Origin of the sequence: Thiolapillus sp. (assembly GCF_048562965.1) — a bacterium.
In the GTDB taxonomy this organism is placed as follows: domain Bacteria; phylum Pseudomonadota; class Gammaproteobacteria; order Chromatiales; family Chromatiaceae; genus Thiolapillus; species Thiolapillus brandeum_A.
Map to the genome: position 1 here is coordinate 1 of NZ_JBHNMF010001516.1, position 589 is coordinate 589.

The following is a 589-nucleotide window of genomic DNA, read 5'->3' on the forward strand; positions in this document are numbered from 1 at the left end:
GTCATCTTGCAGCAACTCACAGTCCCCGTCATCAAAATCCGCCCAGACTTCGTAGTGATACCTTGGCATATCGGCCATTTGTATGACCTCAATCCGAGTCACGGTTAGCAATTTCAATTTTTCCTGTTTAGCAGGGCGTGGGCATGGCTTGGGTGCGGGCCTCAACTCACGCAACCGTTTGTGGTGCTGTTGTCGCTCATAGTCCGGCGAAAATTCAGGGCTACTTTCTGGCATAATAGGTCGCTCCAGTGTTGGCCAATTGGTGTTGCGCAACGCTCGACGTACGCCACTGACCAGGTGTGCCCAAGTAGTTCTGTCTGGGGCTATTGGTTGTCAAACATATCTATGGTTTTTGTACATCGAGGCGTTGGTATTGCCTCCCCACGCTGCACAAAGGCCGTACAGATTGGTCGCCCTGATTCGTCATAGGTCCATTCTTGAGGGTATTCATCATCCTCTACGTCGATCCGAAACGTCTTGGCCAGTATCTCACATGATTCGCCCTCATCCCGGGCGCATTCGCTGCACCATGTCTCATAAAACGAGGCGCCTTCTGTTCCCGATGATGGCCGGTATTTTTTAACCATGG

General features: G+C 51.6%; 2 protein-coding genes. Both read right to left on the reverse strand.

The genetic code is table 11. The features are described from left to right. Nucleotides 1-234: hypothetical protein (locus ACOCD2_RS25255; RefSeq protein ID WP_419590631.1), on the reverse strand; the 234-nt coding region annotated here is incomplete at its 3' end. An 89-nt stretch (nucleotides 235-323) separates the two neighbouring features. Beyond that, nucleotides 324-589, reverse strand: a 266-nt coding sequence (locus ACOCD2_RS25260; RefSeq protein WP_419583398.1) for a hypothetical protein, incomplete at its 5' end; no start/stop codon positions are given.